The organism is Saccharopolyspora halophila (genome assembly GCF_039531955.1).
GTDB lineage: Bacteria > Actinomycetota > Actinomycetes > Mycobacteriales > Pseudonocardiaceae > Saccharopolyspora > Saccharopolyspora halophila.
In genome coordinates this window covers 58,697-81,214 of record NZ_BAAARA010000015.1, presented here as the reverse complement: position 1 = coordinate 81,214, position 22,518 = coordinate 58,697, and the positions used below count along the sequence as shown (strand labels likewise).

18 protein-coding genes are annotated in these 22,518 nt (G+C 70.6%); 17 read left to right on the top strand and 1 reads right to left on the bottom strand.

Annotated features, from left to right (window positions below; translation table 11 throughout):
• Window positions 1-54: 54 nt before the first annotated feature.
• The 9 genes from ABD289_RS18800 to ABD289_RS18760 all read left to right on the top strand — a co-directional run bounded on the left by ABD289_RS18800 (window position 55) and on the right by ABD289_RS18760 (window position 11,883).
• The gene (locus ABD289_RS18800) at window positions 55-1,626 is read left to right on the top strand and encodes a UDP-N-acetylmuramoyl-L-alanyl-D-glutamate--2,6-diaminopimelate ligase (protein WP_344134275.1); all 1,572 of its coding nucleotides are present in this window, start codon (window positions 55-57) and stop codon (window positions 1,624-1,626) included.
• A gap of 117 nt (window positions 1,627-1,743) precedes the next feature.
• Window positions 1,744-3,198: a UDP-N-acetylmuramoyl-tripeptide--D-alanyl-D-alanine ligase gene (locus ABD289_RS18795; RefSeq protein ID WP_344134270.1), complete on the top strand. Its 1,455-nt coding sequence runs from the start codon at window positions 1,744-1,746 to the stop codon at window positions 3,196-3,198.
• A 1-nt stretch (window position 3,199) separates the two neighbouring features.
• Window positions 3,200-4,270: a phospho-N-acetylmuramoyl-pentapeptide-transferase gene (gene mraY, locus ABD289_RS18790; RefSeq protein WP_344134267.1), complete on the top strand. Its 1,071-nt coding sequence runs from the start codon at window positions 3,200-3,202 to the stop codon at window positions 4,268-4,270.
• A 170-nt stretch (window positions 4,271-4,440) separates the two neighbouring features.
• Window positions 4,441-5,841, top strand: a complete 1,401-nt coding sequence (gene murD / locus ABD289_RS18785; RefSeq protein WP_344134264.1) for a UDP-N-acetylmuramoyl-L-alanine--D-glutamate ligase — start codon at window positions 4,441-4,443, stop codon at window positions 5,839-5,841.
• A 7-nt stretch (window positions 5,842-5,848) separates the two neighbouring features.
• The gene (gene ftsW / locus ABD289_RS18780) at window positions 5,849-7,279 is read left to right on the top strand and encodes a putative lipid II flippase FtsW (protein WP_425564730.1); all 1,431 of its coding nucleotides are present in this window, start codon (window positions 5,849-5,851) and stop codon (window positions 7,277-7,279) included.
• A 20-nt stretch (window positions 7,280-7,299) separates the two neighbouring features.
• Entirely contained in the window at window positions 7,300-8,424 is a 1,125-nt protein-coding gene (gene murG, locus ABD289_RS18775; protein ID WP_344135040.1) for an undecaprenyldiphospho-muramoylpentapeptide beta-N-acetylglucosaminyltransferase, read from the top strand.
• Complete coding sequence (gene murC / locus ABD289_RS18770) at window positions 8,421-9,863, top strand: UDP-N-acetylmuramate--L-alanine ligase (protein ID WP_344134261.1); 1,443 nt, start codon at window positions 8,421-8,423, stop codon at window positions 9,861-9,863. Before murG ends, murC begins: the two co-directional genes overlap by 4 nt.
• A 2-nt stretch (window positions 9,864-9,865) precedes the next feature.
• Entirely contained in the window at window positions 9,866-10,594 is a 729-nt protein-coding gene (locus tag ABD289_RS18765) for a cell division protein FtsQ/DivIB (protein WP_344134258.1), read from the top strand.
• Window positions 10,595-10,653: 59 nt separating this feature from the next.
• The gene (locus ABD289_RS18760; RefSeq protein ID WP_344134255.1) at window positions 10,654-11,883 is read left to right on the top strand and encodes a nitric oxide synthase oxygenase; all 1,230 of its coding nucleotides are present in this window, start codon (window positions 10,654-10,656) and stop codon (window positions 11,881-11,883) included.
• 211 nt (window positions 11,884-12,094) lie between these two features.
• Here the strand turns inward: ABD289_RS18760 and ABD289_RS18755 are convergent, their stop codons facing one another.
• Window positions 12,095-13,012, bottom strand: a complete 918-nt coding sequence (locus ABD289_RS18755) for an SDR family oxidoreductase (RefSeq protein ID WP_344134252.1) — start codon at window positions 13,010-13,012, stop codon at window positions 12,095-12,097.
• Window positions 13,013-13,464: 452 nt separating this feature from the next.
• On the opposite strand from ABD289_RS18755, the gene ftsZ reads away from it, so the two are divergent.
• The 8 genes from ftsZ (at window position 13,465) to ileS (ending at window position 22,426) form a co-directional block, all read left to right on the top strand.
• Entirely contained in the window at window positions 13,465-14,970 is a 1,506-nt protein-coding gene (gene ftsZ, locus ABD289_RS18750; protein ID WP_344134249.1) for a cell division protein FtsZ, read from the top strand.
• Window positions 14,971-15,080: 110 nt separating this feature from the next.
• Window positions 15,081-15,797 (top strand): peptidoglycan editing factor PgeF, encoded by a 717-nt coding sequence (pgeF, locus tag ABD289_RS18745; RefSeq protein WP_344134246.1) that lies wholly within the window; start codon window positions 15,081-15,083, stop codon window positions 15,795-15,797.
• A 46-nt stretch (window positions 15,798-15,843) separates the two neighbouring features.
• Window positions 15,844-16,578, top strand: a complete 735-nt coding sequence (locus ABD289_RS18740; RefSeq protein ID WP_344134243.1) for a YggS family pyridoxal phosphate-dependent enzyme — start codon at window positions 15,844-15,846, stop codon at window positions 16,576-16,578.
• Window positions 16,579-16,650: 72 nt separating this feature from the next.
• Window positions 16,651-17,262: a cell division protein SepF gene (locus ABD289_RS18735; RefSeq protein ID WP_344134240.1), complete on the top strand. Its 612-nt coding sequence runs from the start codon at window positions 16,651-16,653 to the stop codon at window positions 17,260-17,262.
• Window positions 17,263-17,282: 20 nt separating this feature from the next.
• Window positions 17,283-17,570, top strand: coding sequence for a YggT family protein (locus ABD289_RS18730; RefSeq protein ID WP_093413156.1), 288 nt, complete (start codon window positions 17,283-17,285; stop codon window positions 17,568-17,570).
• Window positions 17,571-17,621: 51 nt separating this feature from the next.
• Window positions 17,622-18,473: a DivIVA-like cell division protein Wag31 gene (gene wag31 / locus ABD289_RS18725; protein WP_344134235.1), complete on the top strand. Its 852-nt coding sequence runs from the start codon at window positions 17,622-17,624 to the stop codon at window positions 18,471-18,473.
• A 105-nt stretch (window positions 18,474-18,578) separates the two neighbouring features.
• On the top strand, window positions 18,579-18,992 hold the full coding sequence (locus tag ABD289_RS18720) for a hypothetical protein (RefSeq protein WP_344134232.1): 414 nt from the start codon (window positions 18,579-18,581) through the stop codon (window positions 18,990-18,992).
• 281 nt (window positions 18,993-19,273) lie between these two features.
• Window positions 19,274-22,426, top strand: coding sequence for an isoleucine--tRNA ligase (ileS, locus tag ABD289_RS18715; protein ID WP_344134229.1), 3,153 nt, complete (start codon window positions 19,274-19,276; stop codon window positions 22,424-22,426).
• Window positions 22,427-22,518 lie beyond the last annotated feature (92 nt).

The window sequence follows — 22,518 nt, the reverse complement described above, 5'->3', positions numbered from 1 at the left end:
TGGGTGGCTCGACCATGGAGATGCGGACAGAAGTGGTGCAGGTAGCCTCGGCGCGTGCCTTCCGCAGTCGCGACTGCCCCGCCTCGTCCTTCGCACGTCGAGCCGGTGGAGATCAAGAAACTCGCCGATGAGATCGGTGCGCGCGTCGTGCGCGTTCCCGGTTGCCCTGCCGCGGAAGTAGCGGTGACCGGGGCGACGCTGCGCGCCCAGCACGTGCGCACCGGAGACGTCTTCGCCGCCCTGCCGGGTACCCGCGTGCACGGTGCCGACTTCGCCGAGCAGGCGCTGGCGGCCGGTGCGAGCGCGGTGCTGACCAACGCCGAGGGCATCGATCGCGCGGGCCTGGCCGAGCACCCCGGTGTGCTCGAGGGCCGGGTCGCGCTGCTCGAGCACCCCGATCCGCGCGCCGTGCTGGGCTCGGCCGCCGCGTTGATCTACGGGGACCCGTCGAGCAGGCTGAAGCTGCTGGGCGTGACCGGTACCTCCGGCAAGACCACCACCAGCTACCTGCTGGAGTCGGCGTTGCGCGTGGCCGGCTACGGCACCGGGCTGATCGGCACCGTCGAGACCCGCATCTCCGGTGAGCGCCTGGACAGCGCCTTCACCACGCCGGAAGCGCCCGATCTGCAGGCGCTGCTGGCCGTGATGGCCGAGCAGCGGGTGGCCTACGTGCCGATGGAGGTCTCGAGCCACGCGCTCGCCATGAGCCGGGTGTCGGGGACGAAGTTCGCCGTCGGCGGTTTCACCAACCTCTCCCAGGACCACCTGGACTTCCACCGCGACCTGGAGGACTACTTCCAGGCCAAGGCGCTGCTGTTCGACGGCCGCGCCGAGCGCGAGGTGGTCTGCGTGGACACCGAGTGGGGCGGGCGGCTGGCCGCCAAGGACGGGGTCATCACCGTCTCCGCCGAGAGCGGTGACGCGTCCTGGACGGCCACCGGTGTGCAGGCCTACGCCACCGGCGAGCAGACCTTCACCGCGCACGGCCCGGGCGGTATCGAGATGAACATCCGGCTGCGCCTGCCCGGCCCGTTCAACGTGGCCAACGCACTGCTGGCGATCGGGATGCTGCACGCCGCCGAGGTGCCGCTGTGGGCGATCGAGCGCGGACTGGCCGAAGTGGACGTGCCCGGGCGGATGGAGCGTGTCGCCCTCGGTCAGGACTTCACCGCCGTGGTGGACTACTCGCACAAGCCCGGTGCGGTCTCGGCGGTGCTGGACGCCGCCCGCGCGCAGGTCGACGGCAAGGTGATCGTCGTCCTCGGGTGCGGAGGGGACCGGGACACCGCCAAGCGTCCGCTGATGGGCGATTCTGCGGCGCGCCGCAGCGATCTGCTCATCGTCACCGACGACAACCCGCGCAGCGAGGACCCGGCCGAGATCCGGGCGGCGATGCTGGCGGGCGCCCACGAGGTGCCCGAGGGCGAGTGCGGTGCGACGCGCGAGATCGGTGACCGGCGGGAGGCCATCGCCGCGGCGGTCGAGGCCGCCGATCCCGGCGACATCGTCGTCGTGGCGGGCAAGGGCCACGAGACGGGCCAGGAGGTGGCGGGCGTGGTGCACCCCTTCTCGGACCGGGAAGAGCTGGCCGCCGCGCTGCGCCATAGGCTTGGCCGAAGTGAGTGAACCGATGATCGTCGGGGGTGGGGCGCCGCTGTCGCGGCCGTGAGCGATGATTTCGGTGATCATTGCTCAGCGGAGCCGACCAACAGCGGGTGTCCCGCGGAGAACCGAGGAGGCAGGTTGATCCGGCTCAGCCTCGCTGACATCGCACAGGCGGTGGACGGCAGGCTTCACCGTGCGGAAGGCTCGGAAATCGTCAGTGCGGGAGTCGAGTTCGACTCCCGCAAGGTCGAGAACGGTGGGCTTTTCGTGGCCGTTCCGGGAGAGCGCGTCGACGGGCACGAGTTCGCCGCGGGCGCGGTGGCCGACGGGGCCACCGGTGTGCTCGCGGCTCGCGAGGTGGACGCACCGGCGGTGCTGGTGCCACCGGTCACGGCGGAGCACTCCAACGCCATGGCCCTGGCGGGCGACCACGACGGCTCCGGGGCCGCGGTGCTGGCGGGCATGGCCAAGCTGGCCCGCCACGTGGTCGACCGGTTGCCGCGGTTGCGGACGGTCGGGGTGACCGGCTCGTCCGGCAAGACGTCCACCAAGGACCTGATCGCGCAGCTGCTGACCCCGATGGGGCCGACGGTCGCGCCACCGGGCTCGTTCAACAACGAGCTCGGGCACCCCTGGACCGTGCTGCGCGCCGACGAGGACACCCGGCACCTGGTGCTGGAGCTGTCCGCGCGCGGCACCGGGCACATCGCCGCGCTCTGCGAGGTCGCGCCACCGAAGATCGGCGTGGTGCTCAACGTCGGCCACGCGCATCTCGGCGAGTTCGGCTCCCAGGAGGCGGTCGCGACCGCCAAGGGCGAGCTGGTCGAGGCGCTGGCCGCCGACGGTGTCGCGGTGCTCAACGCCGACGACCCGCTGGTCGCGGCGATGGCCGAGCGCACCCGGGCGCGCGTGGTGTTCGTCGGGGAGTCCCCGAGCGCGCACGTGCGCGCCGAGGACATCGAGGTCGACGACCTCGCGCGGCCCACCTTCACGCTGGCCACCGGCGAGGGCAAGCAGCGGGTGACGCTGCCGCTGTTCGGCGAGCACCACATCGGCAACGCGCTCTCGGCAGCCGCGGTGGCCCTCGAGCTCGGCGCGAGCCTGACCGGGGTCGCCGAGCGCCTCGGCGCGGTGCAGCGGATGTCGGGCAAGCGCATGGAGGTCGCCGAGACCTCCGACGGCGTCACCGTGGTCAACGACGCCTACAACGCCAATCCGGAATCGGTGCGCGCCGCGCTCAAGACGCTGGCCGCGATGACCCGGGGCAAGCCGGCCCGGGCGTGGGCGGTGCTCGGCCCGATGGCCGAGCTCGGCGAGGCCGATACCGAGGCGCATGACGAGATCGGGCGGCTCGCCGTCCGGCTGAACATCGACCACCTCGTGGTGGTCGGCGATGGGGCCCGGGTGATGCACCAAGCGGCATCGCTGGAAGGGTCGTGGGGAGAGGAGTCGGTTCTGGTGCCGGACATCGATGCGGCCGTCGCGCTGTTGCGCGAGCAGCTGCGTCCCGGTGACGTGGTGTTGACCAAGGCGTCCAACTCCGCCGGACTGTGGCGGGTCGCGGAAGCTCTGCTGAACGAGGGCGAGGGCTGACGTGAAACCGATTCTGATCGCCGCCGCGGTGGCCCTCGTCGTCTCGATCCTCTTCACGCCTTACCTGATCCGCCTGTTCTCCAAGCAGGGCTTCGGCCAGGAGATCCGCGAAGAGGTCCAGGGGACGCACTCGGCCAAGCGCGGTACCCCGACCATGGGCGGTATGGCCATCCTGGTGGCCATGTGGGTCGGCTACCTGGTCACCCATCTGGTGCTGGGCGACACGCCCACCATCACCGGGTTGCTGGTGCTGGGCTTGACCACGGCGCTCGGCATCGTCGGCTTCCTCGACGACTTCATCAAGATCCGCAAGCAGCGCAACCTGGGGTTGAACAAGACCGCCAAGCTGGTCGGTCAGCTGGTCGCCTCGGTGCTGTTCGCGATCCTGGCCATTCAGTTCCCGGACGAGAACGGCGTGCGGCCCGCCTCGGTGGATCTGTCGTTCCTTCGGGACATCACGGTGATCTCGTTCGGCGCGGTCGGCTTCGTGATCTTCGCCTACGTGGCGATCTCCGGGTGGTCCAACGCGGTCAACTTCACCGATGGCATGGACGGCCTCGCGGCCGGTACCGGTGCCATGGTGCTGGCCACCTACGTGCTCGTCTCGTTCTGGCAGCTGCGCAACGACTGCTTCGCCCAGTCCGGACCGGCGCCGGGTTGCTACACGGTTCGCGACCCGCTGGACATAGCCGTGGTCGCGGCGGCCGCGATGGCCGCCTGCGTCGGGTTCCTGTGGTGGAACGCCGCGCCCGCCAAGATCTTCATGGGCGATACCGGTTCGCTGGCCCTCGGCGGTCTGCTGGCCGGGCTGTCCATGGTGACCCGCACCGAGCTGCTGATGGTCATCATCGGTGGCGTGTTCGTGGTCGAGGCGCTGTCGGTGGTCATGCAGATCGTGGTCTTCCGGACCACCCGGCGCAGGCTGTTCCGGATGGCGCCGTTCCACCACCACTTCGAGCTGGCCGGGTGGGCCGAAACCACGGTCATCATCCGGTTCTGGGTGCTGGCCGGGATCTCCTGCATGTTCGGTGTCGGTCTGTTCTACGCGGACTGGCTGGCGCTGGCGCGCTGAGCAGGAGTTCGTGATGCGCGCGGTGGTGCGGGCCGAGTCCCGCACCGCGCGCGGCTACCGCACACCGGAACGATCTGAGCGACCGAGACTCGTGCACGACGCTGCGGGAAGCTCCGGCGGGCTGACCGCTTCGCGGCTGCGGTGAGTGCGAGACGACGAAGGAGACTGGGATGGCTGCTAGCCGGTACCGGGGTCTGCAGGTGCTGGTCGCCGGAGCCGGGGTGTCCGGGCGCTCGGCAGCGGAAGCGCTGCTGGCGGTCGGAGCGTCGGTCACCGTGACCGATGCCTCGGCCGACCGGTTGGCGGCCCTGGCCTCGCTGCAGGCCCAGGGCGCGGACATGCGGCCGGGCATCGAAGAGCCGCCGGAGGGCACCGACCTGGTGGTTACCAGCCCCGGATGGCGGGCCGACGCGCCGCTGCTGGCGGCCGCCACCGCCGCCGGGATCGAGGTGATCGGCGAGGTCGAGCTCGCCTGGTGGCTCGATCAGGAGAAGCCCGAGGGGCCGTCGACCTGGTTGGCCGTCACCGGCACCAACGGCAAGACCACCACGGTCACCATGCTGGAGTCCATCCTGCGAGCGGCCGGCGCCGACGTGGTGGCGTGCGGCAACGTGGGGCTGCCGGTGGTGGACGCGGTCCGCGCGGGCAACCGGGTGCTCGCGGTGGAGCTGTCCAGCTTCCAGCTGCACTGGCAGCAGGCGCTGCGCCCGAAGGCCGCCGTGGTGCTCAACCTCGCCGACGACCACCTGGACTGGCACGGCTCGCTGGAGGCCTACGGCGCGGCCAAGGCGAAGATCTTCGAGGGCAACGAGGTCGCGGTCGCCAACGCCGACGACGAATGGTCGGTCCGGCTGGCCGCCGGGGCGGGCCTGCGGCGGGTCTCGTTCACCCTCGGCGAGCCCGGTCCGGGCCAGCTGGGCGTGGCGGACGCGGAGCTGGTCGACCGCGCCTTCGGCGAGCGGGCCGCGCTGGCCGCGGTGTCCGATGTGCGTCCGGCGGGCCCGCACAACCTGGTCAACGCGCTGGCCGCGGCCGCCCTGGCCCGAGCGCACGGCGTCGAGCCCGCTGCCGTGGCCGAGGGGCTGCGCACGTTCGAGCCGGGCGCGCACCGGTCGGTGATCATCGCCGAGGCCGCCGGAGTGTCCTACGTGGACGATTCCAAGGCGACCAACCCGCACGCGGCCGACGCCGCGCTGCGCGCGCACGAGCGCGTCGTGTGGATCGCGGGCGGCCTGCTCAAGGGGGCCGATGTGGACGGGCTCGTCGCCGACAACGCCGGGCGGCTCGACGCCGCGGTGCTGATCGGCCGGGACCGGGCCGAGTTCGCCGCCGCACTCGACCGACACGCGCCCGATGTACCGGTGCGCGAGGTCGAAGCGGGGGACGATGCGAGCATGCTGCAAGCGGTCCGCCTGGCGCACGAGTTCGCGCGGCCCGGGTCGGTGGTGCTGCTCGCACCGGCCGCCGCGTCGATGGACATGTTCACCGATTACGCCCAGCGAGGGCGAGCTTTTGCCGACGCGGTGACGTCGGTGCTGGCCGAGAACCCGGCGATCACCCACGGCGGGTGAGCCCGCCGTGACCGCCGCGACGAAGTCCGCCGCCGCGCGCAGGCCTCGCAAGCGCGCCGCGATGGGCCTGTTCTCCCCGCTGACCGCGTGGCTGACCCGGCCGCTGGCCTCGTTCCACCTGCTGCTGGCCGTGTGCGGCCTGCTCACGGTCTTCGGGCTGGTCATGGTGCTTTCCGCGTCCAGTGTGGACTCGTTCAACGAGGACGGCTCGTCCTACACCGTGTTCGTCAAGCAGGTGCTCTACGTGCTGGGCGGCTTGGGCCTGTTCTACATGGGGCTGCGCGTGCCGGTGCGGGTGATCCGCTGGCTGAGCTTCCCGCTGCTGTGCGCGTGCCTGCTGATGCTGGCCCTGGTGCTGACCCCGCTCGGGAGCGAGCTCAACGGGGCGCGCAGCTGGTTCTACGTCGGCGGCGTTTCCTTCCAGCCGGTGGAGTTCGCCAAGATCGCCTTCGCGCTCTGGGGCGCGCACGTGCTGGTCACCAAGCGCGGGCTGCTGAGCCAGTACCGCCACCTGCTGGTCCCGGTGGTGCCCGCCGCGCTGCTGATGTGCGCGCTGGTGATGCTGCAGCCCGACCTGGGGTCGACGGCGACGCTGTTCGTGGTGATGCTGGCGCTGCTGTGGTTCGCGGGCGCGCCGCTGCGGCTGTTCCTGGTGATCGTGCTCGGGGTCGTCACCGGTGCCGTGGGGCTGGCGGTGATCGCCCCTTACCGGATGGCGCGGCTGACCAGCTTCTTCAACCCGGGCGAGGACCCCACCGGGCAGGGCTACCAGGCGATGCAGGCGATGTACGCGCTCGCCGACGGCGGGCTGTTCGGCCGCGGTCTCGGACAGGGCTGGTCGAAGTGGCAATACCTGCCCAACGTGCACAACGACTTCATCTTCGCGGTGATCGGTGAGGAGCTCGGCTTCATCGGCTGCGCCGTGGTGCTGATGCTCTACGGCACCACGGCCTACGTCGGGATGCGCATCGCATTCCGCAACACCGATCCCTACATCCGGCTGGTGGCGGCGACCCTGACGACCTGGCTGGTCGGCCAGGCCGTGATCAACATCGGCTACGTGGTGGGCCTGCTGCCCACCACCGGACTGCCCCTGCCGCTGATCTCCTCGGGCGGCTCGTCGGTGGTCACCAGCATGATCGTGTTCGGCCTGCTGGCGAACTTCGCCCGGCACGAACCCGAAGCCATCGCCGCGCTACGGTCTCTGGGGCCGGGGAAGGTCGGCAAGCTGCTGCGCCTGCCCACCCCGGCGCCGTACCGGCCACCGGCACGGCGGCGGCCCTCCCGGCCCGCCCCGAGCACGCGGCCCGGTGCGAAGAGCTCCGGCGCGCCTGGACGGCAACGCTCGACGGCGGCCAGGAGCGGTGCACAAACCCGCGCGCGAGGCGCGCGCAGCGGGCCCGGCTCCCGGGCGCAAACACGAGGAGGACACCGTTGAACGGGGATGAGACGGTCCGCATGCAGGCGGTCGGCCAGCCCTACGGCGCTCCCATGGGCCGCAAGCCGTTGTCGGTGGTCGTCGCGGGCGGCGGGACCGCCGGGCACATCGAGCCGGCGCTGGCGCTGGCCGATGCCGTGCGCAGGATGCGCCCGGACGCCCGGGTGACGGCGCTGGGCACCGAGCGCGGGCTGGAGAACCGGCTGGTGCCGGAGCGCGGCTACCCGCTGGAGCTGGTCCCGCCGGTGCCGATGCCCCGCAAGCCGAACGCCGACCTGCTGAAGCTCCCGCTCAAGGTGCGCGAGTCGGTCAAGCGGACCCGTGAGGTGCTGGACAAGGTCGGCGCGGACGTGGTCGTCGGTTTCGGCGGTTACGTGTCGCTGCCCGCCTACCTGGCCGCGCGCGGCAAGACGCCGATCGTGGTGCACGAGGCCAACGCCCGCGCCGGGCTGGCCAACAAGGTCGGCGCCAAGTTCGCCGCCCGCGTGCTCTCGGCGACCCCGGACAGCGGGTTGTCCGGCGCGCAGACCATCGGCATCCCGCTGCGGCAGTCGATCACCACGCTGGACCGCTGGCAGCTGCGGATGCAGGCCCGCCAGCACTTCGGGCTGCACCCGCACGCCCCGACCGTGCTGGTCTTCGGCGGCTCGCAGGGCGCCCAGACGCTCAACACCGCCTTCTCCGGCGCGGCCGAGGCGCTGGGCCGGGCCGGCATCGGCGTGCTGCACGCCCACGGCCCGAAGAACACCATCGCCGTCCAGCAGGTCCCGGCCGCGCCGGTCTACCGGACCGTGCCCTACCTGGAGCGGATGGACCTGGCCTACGCCGCGGCCGACCTGGTGGTCTGCCGGTCGGGAGCGATGACCGTCGCCGAGGTCTCGGCCATCGGGCTGCCCGCGGTGTTCGTGCCGCTGCCGCACGGCAACGGCGAGCAGGCGCTCAACGCCCAGCCGGTGGTCGCCACCGGCGGCGCGCGGATGGTCTCCGACGAGGAGACGACCCCGCAGCGGGTGATCGACGAGATCATCCCGCTCGCGCTCGACGCGCCTCGGCTGCAGGCGATGAGCCGGGCCACCATGAACAGCGGGCACCGGGAAGCCGACCAGGTGCTGGCCCGGATCGTGCTGGAGGTTGCCGGACAATGACGACTACTGATGGGGGTGACGTGCTCGCCAGAGTGCATCTGGTGGGCATCGGGGGTGCCGGGATGAGCGGCATCGCCCGCATCCTGCTGGCCCGCGGCGGAGAGGTCTCCGGATCCGACGCCCACGACTCGCGGACCGTGCTCGCGTTGCGCGCGCAGGGCGCGCACGTGGGCATCGGGCACCGCGGCGAGAACCTCGACCTGCTGGACGAGCAGCCGACCGCGGTCGTGGTCTCCACCGCGATCCGCCCGGACAACCCCGAGCTGGTCGCGGCCGAGGAACGCGGGATCACCGTGCTGCGCCGCGCCGAGGCACTGGCCGCGCTGATGGACGACCACCGGGTCGCCTGCGTCGCCGGAACGCACGGCAAGACCTCCACCACCTCGATGCTCACGGTGGCGCTGCAGCACTGCCGGGTGGACCCGTCCTTCGCCATCGGTGGCGACCTCAACGATTCCGGGGCCAACGCCCACCACGGCGACGGCGGCATCTTCGTGGCCGAGGCCGATGAGAGCGATGGTTCGTTCCTGGTGTTCGCGCCGTCGGTGGCGGTGGTGACCAACGTCGAGCCGGACCACCTCGACCACCACGGCACCGCCGAGGCCTACACCAAGGTCTTCGAGGACTTCATCGAGCGCATCGCGCCCGGTGGTGTGCTCATCGCCAACTCCGACGACGCGGGGGCGGCCGCGCTCGCGGACCGGGCCGAGAACGCGGGCGTGCGGGTGCGCCGCTACGGCGCGAACGCTGCCGCCGAAGGCGACGCGCGGATGCTCGGCTACCGGGCCGAGCACGGCGTCGGCGTGGTCACCGTCGAGCTGGCAGGCCTCGTGGCGGAACCGGTCGACGTGCACGTGGCGGTGCCCGGCGAGCACATGGCGGGCAACGCGGTGGCCGCGCTGCTGGCCGGTTTGGAGCTCGGGGCCTCGCTGGAAGGGCTGATGGAGGGCCTGGCCGCGTTCGGCGGAGTCCGGCGCCGCTTCGAGTTCAAGGGCCGTGCCGGTGGCATCACCGTCTACGACGACTACGCCCACCACCCGACCGAGGTGGAGGCGCAGCTGCGCGCCGCGCGGCCGGTGGCCGGGGCCGGTCGGCTGGTCGTGGTGTTCCAGCCGCACCTGTTCTCCCGCACCGCCGCGTTCGCCGACGAGTTCGCCGAGGCGCTCGGTCTCGCGGACGAGGTCGTGGTGCTCGACATCTACGGCGCTCGGGAGGACCCGCAGCCGGGCGTGACCGGCAAGCTGATCACCGAGAAGATCAAGCTGCCCGCCGAGCAGGTGCACTTCGAGCCGTCGCTGACCGACGCGGCTCCGACGGTCGTCGGACTGGTCAAGCCCGGTGACCTGGTGATGACCATGGGCGCGGGCGACGTGACCATGCTCGGCCCGGAGATCCTCTCCGAGATCGAACGCACGACCGGGAGCTCGGAGGAGATCTGACGGTGGCCTCGACGCGTACCGGAGCGGCCGAGCGCCCCGGGCGGCGCAGCACGCGAGGCCGCCCGGTGCGCCCGGCGCCGACGCCGTCCCGCTGGGTGCTGCCCGCGCTGATGGCGGTGGTGACCGCCGTGGTGCTGGTCCTGTACTTCTCGCCGCTGCTCGGCGTCAGCGAGGTGAAGGTCGAGGGCAATCCGACGCTGTCGGATGACAAGGTGCTCGAGACCGCCGGTATCCGGCCGGGAACCTCGATGCTGCGCGTCGACGCTGGCGAGGTGCAGGAGCGGCTGGTCGAGATGCCCAAGGTCGCCGATGCCGAGGTGATGCTGGACTGGCCGTCCACGGTGCGCGTCGAGATCACCGAGAGCACCCCGGCGGTCTACTTCCGCGCTCGCGGCGGTGCTCGCCTCGTGGACTCGCACGGGGTGGCCTTCGAAACCGTCCGGCAAGCCCCGGATGGCGTTCCGGAGCTGCGGGTGCCCGAACTGGACGGCCCCGCGGCCTCGGCCGCGCTCGAGGTGCTCAACGCGCTGCCCGGGCAGGTGCGCGGCGAGGTGACCGCGGTGCTGGCCGAGAAGCCCGGTTCGGTGCGGCTGCGACTGACCGGTGATCGGGTCGTGGAGTGGGGCGCGACGGATGAGATGCGGCGCAAGGCGCGGATTCTGCCACCGCTGCTGACCCGGCCCGGCAAGGTCTACGACGTTACGACACCTGAGCTGCCCACGGTCCGCTGAACGGCCCGGATCCGGGACTACCGGACGGGACCGCGCCCGTTCGCGCTAACGTGTGCAGCGTGTTCAGGGTCAGTGGTGAGGCGCCGGAGAAGTTCTTCTCCGGCGCGTCCGGTGCGACGCAGCAGACGCGCCGGTTACGGCCGGTCCGTCCGCCCTCCCGCTCGGCGCATCCGGTGGACGTGGCCGAGGCGGAGGAGTTCCTTCGGCTGTTCCACGCCGAGAACCCGGGTGCGGGTCCGGTCCGGCCGCGGCTGGACCGGATGCGCTACGAAGTCGAGACGGTCGGCACCTACCGGCACACCCCCGAGGAGCTGACCTTCGGCGCCCGGGTGGCCTGGCGCAACAGCGCGCGCTGCATCGGCCGGTTGTACTGGCGCAGCCTCAAGGTGCGCGACCTGCGCGACGTGCACACCGCGGGCGGGGTGGCCGCGCACTGCGCGCAACACCTGCGGATGGCCACCAACGGCGGCAAGATTCGCCCGGTCATCAGCATCTTCCCGCCGGAAACCCCGCAACGGCCCGCGCCGCGGATCTGGAACGAGCAGCTCGTGCGCTACGCGGGCCACCGGCACGGCGATGACCGGGTCCTCGGCGACCCGCGCTACGCGGCCTTCACCGACGCGGTGACCCGTTTCGGCTGGCGACCGCCGGGCGAGCCAACGGCTTTCGACGTCCTGCCGCTGGTGGTGGAGACCGCCGAGGAGGGGCCGCACATGTTCGCGCTGCCCCCGGAGGTCGTCCAGGAGGTGCCGATCACCCACCCCGAGCTTCCGTGGTTCGCGGAGCTGGGGCTGCGCTGGCACGCGGTTCCGGTGATCAGCCACATGCGGCTGACCCTCGGCGGGGTCTCGTACCCGGCCGCGCCGTTCAACGGCTGGTACATGGGCACCGAGATCGGCGCCCGCAACTTCGGGGACACCAACCGCTACGACCTGATTCCCGTGGTCGCCGAACGTCTCGGGCTGGACACCTCCAAGGCGACCACGCTCTGGAAGGACCGCGCGCTGGTCGAGCTCAACCGCGCGGTGCTGCACTCCTACAGCGAGGCGGGGGTGACCATGACCGACCACCACACCGAGTCGCAGCGGTTCCTCGCTCACCTGGCCAAGGAGGAGTCCGCGGGCCGCAAGTGCCCGGTCGACTGGACCTGGATCGTGCCCCCGATGTCGGGCTCGCTGACCCCGGTCTTCCACCGCGACTACGACACGGACCCGCAACGCCCGGACTTCCTCCTCGACGACGACGCAGCCCACCGAGCCACCAACGGAGGCCCACCCCGCTTCCAGTGAAGTGAGGAGTTGGTGCCTTGTACGGCGGTGCCGGCTGAGTCCCGCACCTGGGACAGCGGCTCCGCCGCGCTCCCGACCAAATCCACGGCACTACTCACCGCGAAGCCGCCGGACGTGCGCGTGGTCGTGACAGTTTTGCCTAAAACTGTGAGTCCTCGGCGTCCGAGATGTCCGTACAGTTTTAGGCAAAACTGTCGTCTGGCAGTGGCCGTCAGCGGTAGTCCGCCGGGTCGCCTCGGCCGCCGCCCCACTCGACCTCGATGAGGTAGCGCCAGCCGTCCGGCTGCGACCCGTCGACATCCGTGAACCCGTACTCCTTGGCCAGGAATCCGCTGGACAGCGACCGGGTGTTCCATCGGGACACGTCCGGGTCACCGGCGAGCGCGACCACGGCGCGGCCGACGTAGGCGGGCGATTCGGAGGTGCGGAACCCCTCGGGCGCGCTCGTCGAGGTCCACCAGTCCTGCTCGGTCACCCCGAACTCGTCGAGCATCATCTCCGAGCGCAGCCAGCCCGGGGTCAGCGACACCGCCGTGCAGCCGAAGGGAGCGAGTTCCTCGCCTTGAGCGCGGGCCATGCGGTGCGTGGCGAACTTGGTGACGTCGAAGAAGGCGCCGCACTCGCCGCGGTAGAAGCGCTCGTTGACCTCCTGCGTTCCGTCGGTGAGCTCCACGACCAGCCCGCCGGGCCGTCTGCTCAGCAGGGCGAGGGCGAAATGGCTGGTGATCATGTGCGCCTCGATGCCGGTGCGCAGCCGCTGCAGGCCCTTGTCCAGGTCGTGCTCCCAGATCGGCTTGTTCCAGTCCATCAGGTGTTCGCCGCCGAGGTCGTTGACCAGCACGTCGAGCCGCCCCTGCTCGGATTCGACGCGAGAGACGAGCTCGCGCACCGCCTCCTGGTCGGTGTGGTCGACCGCCATCGCGATTCCGCGCCCGCCGGCGGCGTCGACGAGATCGGCGGTGTCCTCAATGGTCTCCGGGCGCTCGTAGTCCGAGCGCTGCGCGCGCGTGCTGCGCCCCGTGCAGTAGACCGTGGCCCCGGCTTCGCCGAGCGCCACCGCGATCCCGCGTCCCGCGCCGCGCGTCGCTCCCGCCACCAGTGCCACCGCGTCCCGCAAATCCGTTGGCATCGCCAAATCCCTTTCTCTCCGGCTGCGACGAGGGGTGACGATTCCATCCGCCCACGACACCCGCAGTCCGGTTTCCCAGCGCCTTTACCGCGAGTACCTCGACCGGGGACGAAGGTGGCCAGGTACGGTGTCGGCTGTGGTGATCACGTTCGCGACGTGTTCACCGCAAGGGGAGGAAAGACTGGGCTCGTCCGCGCTGACCGGACGGACCCGCTGAGCGAGGGTCGAGGCGGAAACTTCGAGGTGAACCCAACACACCCGCTGCCGAAACCGGCGTGGCTGCTGGACTCCTGGGTGCGATCGCGCCTACGGTCCGGATCGGGCGTGGATTCGGTGGTACCTCGGATTCCGCGTCGACGACCAGGGGGAGCCGCATCGGCGGCACCGGCTCAGCGGCCGTCCCGGCGGTCGATGGGAAGAGCACACCAGCCACGATCAGGAAGGCGGATCCGATGACGCCCCCGCACAACTATCTCGCGGTGATCAAAGTCGTCGGCATCGGTGGCGGCGGCGTCAACGCCGTGAACCGCATGATCGAGGTCGGGCTCAAAGGCGTCGAGTTCATCGCGGTGAACACCGACGCGCAGGCCCTGCTGATGTCCGATGCCGACGTCAAGCTCGACATCGGTCGGGAACTCACCCGCGGTCTCGGGGCAGGTGCTGCGCCGGAGGTCGGCCACAAGGCCGCCGAGGACCACGCGGAAGAGATCGAAGAGGTCCTCAAGGGCGCCGACATGGTCTTCGTGACCGCCGGTGAAGGCGGCGGCACCGGTACCGGTGGCGCGCCCGTGGTGGCCAACATCGCGCGCAAGCTCGGCGCGCTGACCATCGGCGTGGTCACCCGGCCGTTCTCCTTCGAGGGCAAGCGCCGCGCGTCCCAGGCCGAAACGGGCATCAAGGAGCTCCGGGACTGCTGCGACACCCTGATCGTCATCCCGAACGACCGGCTGCTGCAGCTCGGCGACATCGGGGTGAGCCTGATGGACGCCTTCCGGTCCGCCGACGAGGTGTTGCTGTCCGGTGTCCAGGGCATCACCGATCTGATCACCACGCCGGGTCTGATCAACCTGGACTTCGCCGACGTCAAGAGCGTCATGTCCGGGGCGGGCAGTGCCTTGATGGGCATCGGCTCGGCCAGAGGTGATGGCAGAGCCGTGGAAGCTGCGCAGAAGGCGATCAACTCGCCGCTGCTGGAAGCGTCCATGGAGGGCGCGCACGGCGTCCTGCTGGCCATAGCGGGCGGGTCCGATCTCGGCCTGTTCGAGATCAACGAGTCGGCCTCGCTGGTGCAGGAGTCCGCGCACCCCGAAGCCAACATCATCTTCGGTACGGTCATCGACGACTCGCTCGGTGACGAGGTGCGGGTAACGGTGATCGCCGCCGGTTTCGACTCCGGTACGCCCACGCACAAGAAGCTGGAGCCGACCCGGGTCGGCGGCCGCGACGAGGTCGAGGGCGCGCCGAAGCCGGACCGGACCTCGGAGTCGGAGTCCGACGGGCAGGCGGCCCCGGGTGCCGAGACCACGCAGGCTCCGGCCGCACCGAGCGCACAGGCCGCGCCGAGCGCCCCGGCAGCACCGGCCGCGCCGAGCGCTCCGGCAGCACCGAGCAACCCGGCTCCGCAGCCTTCCGAGCAACCCGCCGCGCCCAGCCAGCAGCCGTCGGCTCCGGCGGCGCCCGGCCAGCAGGTCGGGCAGGCCGAGCCGGAACCGCAGGAAGAGCCCGCGCAGGCGGAGAACCGGCCCAGCGCCGGTCAGCGTCCCGGGCTGTTCGGCGGGGACGGTTCCTCGGCCGGTCAGCAGAGCACCTCGGTGCCGTCCCGCCCGGCCGGGAACTACCCGACGAACAACCCGAACAACGCGGGCAACCGCCACGGCAGCGGGCTGCCGTCCCGTCCGGCGCCGGTGTCCGACGACTCCGACGACGACGTGGACATCCCCCCGTTCATGCGGCGCTGATCACCGCGGGTCCGCGCCGCAGGGGCGCGGCGGAAGCCATGAGCGAGAATCGACACCGGGAACGCGACGTTTCCGGTGTCGATTCTTTTTTGTGCGGGGAGGATGAGCAAGTGCGGATTCGGCGCGTGATCACCACGCGAGAGGGCGGCAGCTCCAAGGCGCCGTTCGACTCCTTCAACCTGGGCGGCAAGGTCGGCGACGACCCGGAGGCGCTGCGGGCCAACACCGAGAAGCTCGCCGAGGGGATCGGCCTGCCGACCGGAAACCTGGTGTGGATGGAGCAGATCCACGGCCGCACGGTCACCACCGTCGACGGACCGCAGCCCGAGTCGGTGGAAGCCACCGACGCGCTGGTGACCGATCAGCCCGGTCTCGCGCTGATCGCGCTGACCGCCGACTGCGTGCCGATCCTGCTCGGCGAGCCGGAATCCGGTGTCATCGCCGCGGTGCACGCGGGCCGCGTCGGCGCCCGGGTGGGTGTGCTGCCCGCGGCGCTGCAGTCCATGCGCGACGCGGGCGCCGATCTCGGCAAGGTCGAGGCGCTGCTGGGCCCGGCCGCCTGCGGCCTGTGCTACGAGGTCCCCGCCGAGATGCAGGCCGATGTGGAGAAGCACCTCCCGGGAAGCTCCTGCAAGACCCGCAAGGGCACTCCGGGACTGGATCTGCGCGCCGGGCTGTGGGAGCAGCTGGCCGCGGTGGGGATCGCGAAGGTCGGTGCGGACCCGCGCTGCACCGTGGAGACTCCGGAGCTCTACAGCCATCGCCGGGAGGACGGCAGGACGGGCCGGTTCGCCTCGGTGATCTGGATGGATCGGGAGGACGCGTGATCGGTGCGATGAACAACACGCGTGGCGGATCTCTCGGGGGGAACGTGTGAGTGAGCAGGCGCGCCGCGAAGAGCTCGCGGCATCCCTCGCGGAGGTGCGGGGACGGCTGGATCGGGCCTGCCGCGCCGCGGGACGCAGCCCGGCGGAGGTCGAGCTCCTCGCGGTCACCAAGAACTTCCCGGCCTCCGATGTGGTGAAGTTGTCCGAGCTGGGGTTGAGCTCCTTCGCGGAGAACCGGGAGCAGGAGGCGCGCAACAAGGTCGCCGAGTACGCCGGGTTGCGCCCGGACGGCTCCGCGCGCTGGCACATGGTCGGGCAGCTGCAGCGGAACAAGGCCCGTTCGGTGGTCCGGTGGGCCGATGTGGTCGAGTCCGTCGACAGTGACCGGCTCGCCGAGGCTCTGGCGCGAGCGACGGCGAACGCGCTCGACGCCGGCGACCGGGAGCATCCCCTGGACGTGTTGGTGCAGGTCAACCTTGACGAGGCGGTAGGACGCGGGGGAGCGCCCCCTGCCGAGGTTCCACGACTCGCCGAGATGATCACTAGAACGAGCGAACTTCGGTTGCGTGGTGTGATGGCCGTCGCCCCGCTGGGCGGCGACCCGGATATGGCGTTCGCCACACTTTCGGAGATCGCCGAGCGTGTTCGCGTCGATCACCCCGAGGCTGTCGATGTATCGGCGGGGATGTCCGGCGACCTGGAAAGTGCTGTTGCCCACGGCTCGACCAGGGTGCGTGTCGGAACCGCGCTGCTCGGCGGGCGGCGGTTAATCTCGCCGTGAGCCGCTAAACAGGGGGTCGGAGGCCGGCCGCCTCGTGCTTCGGCGTAGGAGCCGCAGAGGAAGGGCATGCCGATGAGCGCTTTGCACAAGTTGAAGGCCTACTTCGGCATGGTTCCGGCCGACGAGGTCGACGCCTACGACGACGAGCTGGCCTACCGGGACCACTACGAGGACGACGCCTACGACGACGAGCGCTCCGGCGCGCGTCGGGTGGGAACCCGGGGTGGATACCGCGCCGATGCGGAGACCGAGAGCTACGCCGACGAGTTCCGCGAGCCGTCGCGGCAGCGGCGGCAGTGGGCTTCCGAGGTGGTCTCGCGTGGCGCTTCGCACAACGAGGCGGCGCGCTCCGGCGACAACGTCTCGCGACTGCGGGCGGTGACCGACACGGGCACCCAGTTCAACTTGAGTAAGATCACAACATTGCATCCGCGCAGTTACAGCGAGGCGCGCACGATCGGCGAGCAGTACCGCGACGGTACTCCGGTGATCATGAACCTGACCGAGATGGAGGAGGCCGATGCCAAGCGTCTGGTCGACTTCGCCGCAGGTCTGGCCTTCGCGATGCGCGGTTCGATCGAGAAGGTCACCAACCGCGTGTTCTTGCTCTCACCGCCGAACGTGGACGTTGCGGCGGAGGACAAGCGGCGCCTCGCGGAGGGGGCCTTTTTCAACTACGGGTGAGTGGTGGCACAGTTGTGAGCGTGAACCCGGTACAGATCGTCCTCTTCTACGTTCTGTTCTTCTTCTGGCTGCTGCTCACGGCCCGTATCGTGGTGGAACTCGTTCGGGTGTTCGCCCGCGATTGGCGGCCTGTCGGGGGGGTTGCAATCGCGTTGGAGAGCATCTACACAGTGACCGACCCACCCGTAAAGTTGGTGCGTCGGGTGATTCCGACGGTCCGGATCGGCGGCGTCGGACTGGACCTATCGATTATGGTGCTGCTGCTAGTCGTGTTCATATTGATGCGACTGGTGCAACCGGCCGGGTGACGGGGAACCCGACCGACCCGCAGCTGCCGAAGGAGTGCGTGAGGTGATCTTGTGGGCCTGACCCCCGCAGACGTGCATAACGTCGCGTTCAGCAAACCTCCGATCGGCAAGCGGGGCTACAACGAGGACGAGGTGGATGCATTCCTCGACCTGGTTGAAGCCGAGCTTGCCCGGCTGGTTGAGGAAAACAACGACCTGCGGAGCCAGGTGGAGCAGCTGGAGGGACAGCTGCAGTCCGCTCAGGTCGACCTGGATGACGCCCGCTCGCAAGCGGCCCAGGCGGCCTCGGCCCCGGCCGCCCCACCGGAGGAGCCGCGCCGGCTGACCCCGGTTCCGGCGCCGACCGCTGCCGAGCAGACCAACCCCGGTGGCGATCACCACGTGCAGGCCGCCAAGGTGCTCGGCCTCGCGCAGGAGATGGCCGACCGGCTGACCGGTGAGGCCAAGGCCGAGGCCGACGGCATGCTCTCGGAGGCCCGGACCAAGTCCGAGCAGCTGCTCTCCGAGGCGCGCTCGAAGGCCGACAGCATGGTCAACGAGTCCCGGACCCGGGCCGAGACGATGCTCAACGACGCCAGAACCAGGGCCGAGACCCTGGAACGGCAGGCTCGTGACAAGGCGGCCAGCCTTGAACGCGATGCGCAGCGCAAGCACGCCGAGGTGATGGGCAACATCACCAACGAGAAGAACGCGCTCGAGAAGAAGATCGAGACGCTGCGAACCTTCGAGCGCGAATACCGCACTCGACTGCAGACCTACCTGGAATCCCAGCTCCGCGAGCTGCAGGACCGGGGGTCTGCCGCGCCAGCCGAAGAGAGCAGCAGCGGCAACGGGAACGGCAACCGGTCGTCCGGCCAGTCCGCGAGCTACAACTTCGGGGCGCGAGCGGCCGAAGCAGGCTAACGACCTCACAGGTCACGGGTTCCCCGGCGTGTCAGGCGGCAACGGGTGCGGCGCACCCGTTGCCGCCGGTGCATGTCAGGGCCGTTGTGCGGCGAAGGATCGAGGATGACGCGCGTGCTGTTGGTCGTGCTGGCGTTGGCGGTGGTGGCCGCGGTGGCGCTGGTGGGAGCCGTCTTCGGCGGCGGCGCCGGACTGGCGTGGTTGTCGCTGCTGGCCAGCGCGCTGGGAGCGGCCCTGCTGGTCTACGACCGGTCGCGGCGCAAGCCGACCCGCAAGACCCCGCAGGGCGCCGAGCCCGCCGAGGAGCGCAGCAACGCCGCCGACTCGGCCGACCCGGACGCCGGAGTCGTGGTGATCGACGAGCGGCCGCGCTACCACGTGGCCACTTGCGAGTGGGTCGGCGACAGCGACACGATCAAGCTGACCCTGCGGGAGGCCCGCGAGCTCGGCTTCACGCCGTGCGCCCGGTGCGCGCCGAACGCGACCATCGCGGCCGAGAAGCCTCGAAGCGGACCGTGATCCGGCGGGCCGGACACCCGTGAAACGGGGTGGCGGCATCCCGGTACTCTTGAATCAGACACGGCGACGATCCGGCCATCACCGGGGAGCCTCCGGAAGAACGGGCATCGACTGCCTCAGTAGAACCGGACGGGTCCGGCCCGACACAGCCGGCAACTGAGCGGCCCTCGGGCAACCGCGCGAGGGCAAGCGGGGTGGTACCGCGGATCCTCGGGCGTGCCCGGGGATGTCGTCCCCGCCGTGGTGGCGGCAACGACATATCTGCGAGGAGCAGCTCCGCGATGGCATACCCCAAGGTTTCCTTCGGCGACCCCGACGAGCGCGGCGTGGCGGCCCAGCCCGCGTTCCCGGTCGTCGAACGCCAGGTGCTGGACTTCTGGGCCCAGGACGACACCTTCCGGGCTTCGGTCGAGAACCGCGAGGCCGGCACCAACGGCGCCAACGAGTTCGTCTTCTACGACGGCCCGCCGTTCGCCAACGGCCTGCCGCACTACGGCCACCTGCTCACCGGCTACGTCAAGGACGCCGTTCCGCGCTACCAGACCATGCGGGGCAAGCGCGTCGAGCGGCGCTTCGGCTGGGACACCCACGGGCTGCCCGCCGAGGTCGAGGCCGAGAAGCAGCTCGGCATCACCTCCAAGGCCGAGATCGACGCGATGGGCGTGGGCGCGTTCAACGAGGCCTGCCGCACCTCGGTGCTGCGCTACACCGACGAGTGGCAGGAGTACGTCACCCGCCAGGCCCGCTGGGTCGACTTCGAGAACGACTACAAGACGCTCGACCTGGACTACATGGAAAGCGTCATGTGGGCGTTCAAGGCCCTGTGGGACAAGGGTCTGGTCTACGAGGGCCACCGGGTGCTCTGGTACTGCTGGCGCTGCGAGACGCCGCTGTCGAACACCGAGACCCGGATGGACGACGGCTACCGGCCGCGTCAGGACCCGGCGGTGACCGTCGGCCTGCGGCTGCGCGCGCCGGGCAAGGACTTCGACGGCGCGCTGGCGCTGGTGTGGACGACGACCCCGTGGACGCTGCCGTCCAACCTCGCCGCCGCCGTGCATCCCGAGATCGACTACGTGCTGGTCGCCTCGCCGGTCAACGGCGAGCGCTACGTGCTGGCCGAGGCCCGGTTGAGCGCCTACGCCCGCGAGCTGGGCGAGGACATCGCCGATCACGTGGTGGCCCGCTTCAAGGGAACCGATCTGCTGGGCAGCGGCTACGAGCCGCCGTTCGACTTCTTCGCCGGACGCGAGAACGCCCACCGGGTGCTGGAAGCCGACTACGTCACCACCGAGGACGGCACCGGCATCGTGCACATCGCGCCCGCGTTCGGTGAGGACGACAAGGTGGTCACCGACGCCGCGGGCATCGTGCCGGTCGTGCCGGTCGACACGCGCGGCCAGTTCACCGCCGAGGTGCCGCCGTACGAGGGCATGCAGGTCTTCGAGGCGAACAAGAACATCGCCCGCGACCTCAAGGAGAAGGGTCTGCTGCTGCGGCACGAGACCTACGACCACCAGTACCCGCACTGCTGGCGCTGCGACAACGCGCTGATCCAGCGGGCGGTGACGTCCTGGTTCGTGTCCGTGAGCCAGTTCAAGGACCGGATGGTCGAGCTCAACCAGCAGATCAACTGGGTCCCCTCGCACATCCGCGACGGGCAGTTCGGCAAGTGGCTGGAGAACGCCCGCGACTGGAACATCTCGCGGAACCGCTTCTGGGGCTCGCCGATCCCGGTGTGGGTCTCCGATGACCCGAACCACCCGCGCACCGACGTCTACGGCTCGCTGGACGAGCTGGAGCGCGACTTCGGCGTGCGGCCGACCAACCTGCACCGCCCGGAGATCGACGAGCTGACCCGGCCCAACCCGGACGACCCGACCGGCGAGTCCACCATGCGCCGGGTGCCGGAGGTGCTGGACTGCTGGTTCGAGTCCGGCTCGATGCCGTTCGCGCAGGTGCACTACCCGTTCGAAAACGCCGAGTGGTTCGAGCACCACTACCCGGGCGACTTCATCGTCGAGTACAACGGTCAGACCCGCGGTTGGTTCTACACGCTGCACGTGCTGGCCACCGCGCTGTTCGACCGGCCGGCGTTCTCCAACGTCGTCGCGCACGGCATCGTGCTGGGCCACGACGGCCAGAAGATGTCGAAGTCGAAGAAGAACTACCCGGACGTCAACGAGGTCTTCGATCGCGACGGCTCGGACGCGATGCGCTGGTTCCTGATGGCCAGCCCGATCCTGCGCGGCGGCGATCTGGTGGTCACCGAGCGCGGGATCCGGGACGCGGTGCGCCAGGCGGTGCTGCCGCTGTGGAACTCCTGGTACTTCCTGGCGCTGTACTCCAACGCCGAGGGCATCGAGGGCAGGTTCCGCACCGACAGCGAGCACGTGCTCGACCGCTACGTCCTGGCCAAGACCCACGAGCTGGTCGGCGACGTGCAGTCCTCGATGGACTCGCTGGACCTGGCCACCACCTGCGCCACGGTTCGCGACTTCCTCGAGGTGCTGACCAACTGGTACGTGCGGCGCTCCCGCGACCGGTTCTGGGCGGGTGACCAGGACGCGGTGGACACCCTGCACACGGTGCTGGAGGTGACCAGCCGAGTGGTGGCGCCGCTGCTGCCGCTGACGGCCGAGGCCGTGTGGCGCGGTCTGACCGGTGGCCGCTCGGTGCACCTGGCGGACTGGCCGCTGGTCGACGAGCTGCCCGCCGACGCCGCGCTGGTCTCGGCGATGGACCAGGTCCGGCAGATCTGCTCCTCGGCGCTGGCGCTGCGCAAGGCCAACAAGCTGCGGGTCCGCCTGCCGCTGGCAGAGCTCGTGGTGGCCACGCCGGAGGCCGAGGCGCTGCGCCCGTTCAGCGACCTGATCACCGACGAGGTCAACGTCAAGAGCCTGCGGTTGAGCACCGACGTCGCCGCGCACGGTCATTTCGAGATCGCCGTCAACGCCCGCGCCGCGGGCCCGCGCCTCGGCGGCGACGTGCAGAAGGTGATCAAGGCGGTCAAGGCGGGCGACTGGGAGCGCAGCGGCGGTGTCGTGACCGCCGCCGGCGTCGAGCTGCAGGACGGCGAGTACACCGAGAAGCTGGTCTCCACCGACCCGGGTGCGGCAGCCGCCCTGCCCGGCGGCAACGGTCTGGTCGTGCTCGACACCGAGGTCGGTCCCGAGCTCGCCGCCGAGGGCCTGGCGCGGGACGTGGTGCGCGTGGTCCAGCAGGCCCGCAAGGACGCCGACCTGCAGGTCTCCGACCGCATCGAGGTCCGCATCGACGCCCCGGCCGAGGCGGTCCCGGCGATCGAGAAGCACCGCGACTTCATCGCGGGCGAGACCCTCGCCGACGAGCTCACCCTCACCGAGCTCACCGAGGGCACCACGGGCTCGGTCGGCGAGGGCACGGAGATCAAGGCAGCGGTCACCCGCCGCTGAGGTGACAGTTCTGCCGAAGGAGGTACTTCAGTTCTGAGGCTTGGGCGCCGAAGGCTCACGGTTTTAGGCAAAACTGTCGTTCCGACCCGTCC

Coding starts and splice junctions, on each gene's coding strand:
- ftsZ (WP_344134249.1), top strand. CDS start 13,465: ATGACGCCCCCGCACAACTATCTCGCGGTGATCAAAGTCGTCGGCATC.
- ABD289_RS18755 (WP_344134252.1), bottom strand. CDS start 13,012: ATGCCAACGGATTTGCGGGACGCGGTGGCACTGGTGGCGGGAGCGACG.
- ABD289_RS18720 (WP_344134232.1), top strand. CDS start 18,579: ATGACGCGCGTGCTGTTGGTCGTGCTGGCGTTGGCGGTGGTGGCCGCG.
- murG (WP_344135040.1), top strand. CDS start 7,300: ATGCAGGCGGTCGGCCAGCCCTACGGCGCTCCCATGGGCCGCAAGCCG.
- ileS (WP_344134229.1), top strand. CDS start 19,274: ATGGCATACCCCAAGGTTTCCTTCGGCGACCCCGACGAGCGCGGCGTG.
- murD (WP_344134264.1), top strand. CDS start 4,441: ATGGCTGCTAGCCGGTACCGGGGTCTGCAGGTGCTGGTCGCCGGAGCC.
- murC (WP_344134261.1), top strand. CDS start 8,421: ATGACGACTACTGATGGGGGTGACGTGCTCGCCAGAGTGCATCTGGTG.
- ABD289_RS18735 (WP_344134240.1), top strand. CDS start 16,651: ATGAGCGCTTTGCACAAGTTGAAGGCCTACTTCGGCATGGTTCCGGCC.